The sequence below is a fragment of the Rhizobacter sp. genome (genome assembly GCF_031412495.1).
GTDB lineage: Bacteria > Pseudomonadota > Gammaproteobacteria > Burkholderiales > Burkholderiaceae_C > Schlegelella_A.
In genome coordinates, this window is record NZ_JANODC010000114.1 from 1 (window position 1) to 4941 (window position 4941).

A 4941-nucleotide genomic window follows, 5' to 3' on the forward strand; every position below is an offset into this window, starting at 1 on the left:
CGGCCGATCCCGACGAGCTGCTCGCGATCATCGAGACCTGGCGCGCCGCGCGCTCTGCGGCTTCGGCCGACGAGCCTGCGGAGCGCACCGGCAACCTGCGCGACGCTACATCGAGGCGGTGAAGCCGCCGTCCACGTAGAGGATCTGCCCGGTCACGAAGGCCGCGGCCGGCGAGGCCAGGAACACGGCGGCGCCGGCGAGCTCGCGCGGGTCGGCCCAGCGTCCGGCCGGCGTGCGCTTCTTGACCCACGTGTCGAAGTCCGGGTTCGAGGTCAAGGCCTCGTTCATCTCGGTGCGGAAGAAGCCCGGCGCGATCGCGTTGACCTGGATGCCGTGCGGGGCCAGCTCGACCGCCAGGCCACGCGTCAGCATGGCTATGCCGCCCTTGCTCACCTGGTAGGGCACGGTGGTCGGGCGCGACAGCCGCGCCATGATCGAGGCGATGTTGATGATCTTGCCGGCGCGCCGCGTCTTCATCGCCGGCACCACCGCGCGCGCCAGGTAGAAGGGTGCGTCGAGGTTGGTGCCCATGACGCGGCGCCAGTCGGCGTCGGTGAACTCGTCGATGGGCGCGCGGTGCTGGACCCCGGCGTTGTTGACGAGGATGTCGACCTCGCCGACTCGCGCCCGCAGATCGGCCATGCCGGCACGCACTGCATCCGAGTCGGCGACGTCGAAGACGGCGATCTCGGCCAGCAGGCCGGCCTGGCGCAGGCCGGCGGCCGCCGCCTCCAGGCGCGCCGCCGTCCTGCCGTTGAGGACGACGCGGGCACCGGCCTCGGCCAGGCCGCGCGCGACCGCCAGGCCGAGCCCGGAGCCGCCGCCGGTGACCAGCGCGAGCCGGCCGCTGAGGTCGAACGCCGCGGCTGCGCCGTTCATGCCCGGGCCTGCTGCATTTCCGGCACCGGCGACAGCAGCGGCTTGCCGGCGAAATGGGCGGCAAGATTGGCGAAGGCGAGGTCGCCCATGGCGTGGCGGGTCTGCCAGGTGGCGCTGCCGACGTGCGGCGTCAGCACGACGTTGTCGAGCCCGAACAGTTCGGCCGGAACGTTCGGCTCGCTCTCGAAGACGTCGAGCCCGGCGCCGGCGATGACGCCGTTCTTCAGCGCATCGACGAGCGCCTGCTCGTCCACGACCGAGCCGCGCGCGACGTTGACCAGGTAGCCGTCCTTGCCGAGCGCCGCCAGCACCTGGGCGTCGATGAGCTTGCGCGTGCCGGCGCCACCGGGTGTGATCACCACGAGAAAGTCGACCTCCGCCGCGAGCCGCGCTGCACTCGGCAGGAAGCGGTAGGGCGAGTCGCGTTTCTCGCTGCGTGCGGTGTAGGCGATGCTCATGCCGAAAGCCTCGGCGCGGCGCGCGATCGCCTGGCCGATGCGGCCCAGCCCGACGATGCCCAGGCGTGCGCCGCTGACCTTCCTCGCCAGCGGCATCGGCCCGTCGGCCCATCGCCCGCTGCGCACGTAGCGATCGGCCTCGACGATCCGGCGGGAGACGGCGAGGACCAGGGCCATCGCGAGGTCGGCGACCTCGTCGTTGAGCACGTTCGGCGTGTGCGTGACGGCGATGCCCCGCTCCCGGGCGGCGGCGACGTCGACACCGTCGTAGCCGACGCCGAACACCGAGATGATCTCGAGCGCCGGCAACTGCGCGATCAGCTCGCGCGGCACCTTCGACTCCCCGCTCGCCGCGATGGCGCGGATGCGCGGCGCCGCGGCGGCGAAGGCCGCGGGGTCGCCCTGGTGCACGCGGTCGTGGACTCGGAAGGCACCGTGCAGCGCTTGCATCATCGGCGGCCACAGCTTGGCGGCGGTGAGGACCTCCGGCCGGGCAGCGTCGGCGGCGGTGGACGGGCGGGGTTCTTCGGCAGGCATCGGGTTCCTTCGCGGTGGTGTCAGTGCGGGCTCGGTGGCCGCCGGCAGGGTGAAAGGGGGCTGACCCTCACATGCCGACGTAGTTGGGGCCGCCGCCGCCTTCTGGGGTGACCCAGACGATGTTCTGCGTCGGGTCCTTGATGTCGCAGGTCTTGCAGTGCACGCAGTTCTGGGCGTTGATCTGCAACCGCTCGGTGCCCTTGTCGTTGACGAACTCGTAGACGGCGGCCGGGCAGTAGCGGCTCTCCGGCCCGGCGTACTTCGCCAGGTTGACCTGCACCGGCACGCTCGCGTCATTGAGCGTCAGGTGCGCGGGCTGGTGCTCGGCGTGGTTGGTGTTGCTGACGAAGACGCTCGACAGCCGGTCGAACGAGATCTTGCCGTCCGGCTTGGGGTACACGATCGGCTGGCACTCGGCCGCAGGCTTCAGGTAGAGGTGGTCGGCCTGGGCGCGGTGCAGCGTCCAAGGCGGCGCCTTGAAGCCGAGCCGCGGCAGCAGCCATTGCTCGATGCCGGTCATCAGCGAGGCGACGTAGAAGCCCTTCTTGAACCACTGCTTGAAGTTGCGCGACTGCTCGAGCTCGGCGCGCAGCCAGCAGGCGTCGAAGGCCGCCGGGTAGGCCGAGAGCTCGTCGTGCTGGCGGCCGGCGGCGACGGCGTCGAACGCCGCCTCGGCGCACAGCATGCCGGTCTTGATCGCGCCGTGGCTGCCCTTGATCCGGCTGGCGTTCAGGTAGCCGGCCTCGCAGCCGACGAAGGCGCCGCCCGGGAACACCGTCTTCGGCAGGCTGAGGATGCCGCCGGCGGTGATCGAGCGGGCGCCGTAGCCGAGGCGCTTGCCGCCTTCGAGGGTCGGCCGGATCGCCGCGTGCGTCTTCCAGCGCTGGAATTCCTCGAACGGGCTCAGGTACGGGTTGGCGTAGTCGAGGCCGACGACGAAGCCGAGCTCGACCTGGTTGTTGTCGAGGTGGTAGAGGAACGAGCCGCCGTAGGTGTCGGTCGCCAGCGGCCAGCCGGCGGTGTGGATCACCAGCCCGGGCTGCGCCTGCGCTGGATCTACCTCCCACAGCTCCTTGAGGCCGATGCCGTAGCTCTGCGGGTCGCGGCCGGCGTCGAGCTTGAAGCGCGAGATGAGCTGACGGCCGAGGTGGCCGCGCGAGCCCTCGGCGAACACCGTGTACCTGGCGTGCAATTCCATGCCGAGCTGGAATTCGGGTCCGGGCTCGCCGTCCTTGCCGACGCCGAGGTTGCCGGTGGCAACGCCGCGCACCGCGCCGGCGTCGGTGTACAGCACCTCGGCGGCGGGAAAGCCCGGGAAGATCTCGACGCCGAGTGCCTCGGCCTGCTGCGCCAGCCAGCGCACGACGTTGCCGAGGCTGACGATGTAGTTGCCGTGGTTGCGGAAGCAGTCCGGAAGCAGGGCATGGGGCGTGGCCGAGGCGCCGCCGCCTTCCTTGAGGAAGAGGAAGCGGTCGGCCGTGACCGCCTGGTTGAGTGGAGCCCCCTTGTCCTTCCAGTCGGGAATGAGCTCGCTCACGGCGCGCGGATCCATGATCGCGCCGGAAAGAATGTGGGCGCCCGGCTCGGACCCCTTCTCGAGCACGACGACCGAGATCTCCTTCGAGCGTTCGGCGGCGAGCTGCTTGAGACGGATCGCCGTCGCCAGGCCGGCCGGGCCCGCGCCGACGATGACCACGTCGTACTCCATCGTCTCGCGAGGCCCATGCGCAGCCAGGATTTCGTCGGGTGTCATTTTTTTCTCGCGACTAAACTTGTTTCATTCTACGGAGCGCGTTCATACCCCCATGAGCTACGACATCGATCTTTCCGGGCGCGTCGCGCTCGTCACCGGCGCGTCGAGCGGCCTCGGCGCCCAGTTCGCACGCGTGCTGGCGCGTGCCGGCGCCGGCGTCGCCCTGGCCGGGCGCCGCGTCGAGCGGCTGAAGACCCTGCGCGCCGAGATCGAGGCGGACGGCGGCGACGCCCACGTGGTCGCGCTCGACGTGACCGACCACGACGGCATCAAGTCGGCAGTAGCCCACGCCGAGACGGAGATGGGCACGATCGACATCCTGGTCAACAACTCGGGCGTGGCGGCGACGCAGCCGCTCACCGACGTGATGCCCGACGACTTCGACGACATCTTCGACGTCAACGTCCGCGGCGCCTTCTTCGTCGCCCAGGAAGTCGGCAAGCGGATGATCGCGCGTTCCAAAGGGGCCGCCCCCGGCACCTTCACGGGCGGGCGCATCGTCAACATCGCGTCGATGGCCGGGCTCAAGGTCATGAACCGCATTGGCGTGTACGCGATGAGCAAGGCGGCGGTCGTGCACATGACCCGTGCCATGGCGCTCGAGTGGGGCCGCTACGGCATCAACGTCAACGCCATCTGCCCGGGCTACATCGACACCGAGATGAACCACCACCAGTGGGAGACGGAGCAGGGCAAGAAGCTGGTCGCCATGCTGCCGCGAAGGCGCCTCGGCAGCCCGCAGGACCTGGACGCGGTACTGATGATGCTGTGCGCCAACGAGAGCCGCTTCATCAACGGCGCGATCATCCAGGCCGACGACGGCTTCGCGCTCAGCTGATCCCGAGCCGATGCGGCCGCTCTCGCTGCTGGAGACGCGCGTGCTCGGCGTGCTCGTCGAGAAGGCGCACACCGTGCCGGACAGCTACCCGCTGTCGTTGAACTCGCTCACGCTCGGCTGCAACCAGAAGACGGCGCGCGACCCGGTGCTGAACGCCGGCGAGGCGGAGGTGCAGGCAGCCGTCGACGCGCTCCGGTCGCTGAGCCTGGTGTTCGAGTCGAGCGGCTCGCGGGTCAGCCGCTACGAGCACAACGTCGGGCGTGCGCTCGGCCTGCCGTCGCAGTCGGTCGCGCTGCTCGCCACGCTGCTCCTGCGGGGCCCGCAGACGGTCTCCGAGTTGCGCGGCAACAGCGAACGGCTGCACCGGTTCGCCGACATGTCGGCGGTCGAGGGCTTCCTCGACGAGCTGGCGGCACGCCCGGCCGACAAGGGCGGGCCGCTCGTGATGCGCCTGCCGCGTGCGCCGGGCTCGCGCG

The 4941-nt window shown here is 70.5% G+C and carries 5 protein-coding genes; 2 read left to right on the plus strand and 3 right to left on the minus strand.

The genetic code is table 11. The features are described from left to right. Positions 1 to 105: 105 nt before the first annotated feature. The 3 genes from AC30N0_RS04145 to AC30N0_RS04155 form a co-directional block, all read right to left on the minus strand. Positions 106 to 879, minus strand: coding sequence for an SDR family oxidoreductase (locus tag AC30N0_RS04145; RefSeq protein WP_489516667.1), 774 nt, complete (start codon positions 877 to 879; stop codon positions 106 to 108). Further along, the gene (locus tag AC30N0_RS04150) at positions 876 to 1874 is read right to left on the minus strand and encodes a 2-hydroxyacid dehydrogenase (RefSeq protein WP_489516668.1); all 999 of its coding nucleotides are present in this window, start codon (positions 1872 to 1874) and stop codon (positions 876 to 878) included. Before AC30N0_RS04150 ends, AC30N0_RS04145 begins: the two co-directional genes overlap by 4 nt. Positions 1875 to 1941: 67 nt before the next feature. Beyond that, positions 1942 to 3627, minus strand: a complete 1686-nt coding sequence (locus AC30N0_RS04155; RefSeq protein ID WP_489516669.1) for an electron transfer flavoprotein-ubiquinone oxidoreductase — start codon at positions 3625 to 3627, stop codon at positions 1942 to 1944. Positions 3628 to 3679: 52 nt separating this feature from the next. Here AC30N0_RS04155 and AC30N0_RS04160 point away from each other — a divergent pair, with 52 nt between their 5' ends. Together AC30N0_RS04160 and AC30N0_RS04165 are read left to right on the plus strand one after the other, a co-directional pair. Continuing rightward, complete coding sequence (locus tag AC30N0_RS04160) at positions 3680 to 4465, plus strand: SDR family oxidoreductase (RefSeq protein WP_489516670.1); 786 nt, start codon at positions 3680 to 3682, stop codon at positions 4463 to 4465. A 10-nt stretch (positions 4466 to 4475) separates the two neighbouring features. Then, positions 4476 to 4941 (plus strand): YceH family protein (locus AC30N0_RS04165; protein ID WP_489516671.1); only part of this gene is annotated, 466 nt, incomplete at its 3' end.

Excerpts from the sequence above, each read along its gene's own strand:
- AC30N0_RS04145 (WP_489516667.1), bottom strand. The coding sequence starts at position 879 with ATGAACGGCGCAGCCGCGGCGTTCGACCTCAGCGGCCGGCTCGCGCTG.
- AC30N0_RS04150 (WP_489516668.1), bottom strand. The coding sequence starts at position 1,874 with ATGCCTGCCGAAGAACCCCGCCCGTCCACCGCCGCCGACGCTGCCCGG.
- AC30N0_RS04155 (WP_489516669.1), bottom strand. The coding sequence starts at position 3,627 with ATGACACCCGACGAAATCCTGGCTGCGCATGGGCCTCGCGAGACGATG.
- AC30N0_RS04160 (WP_489516670.1), top strand. The coding sequence starts at position 3,680 with ATGAGCTACGACATCGATCTTTCCGGGCGCGTCGCGCTCGTCACCGGC.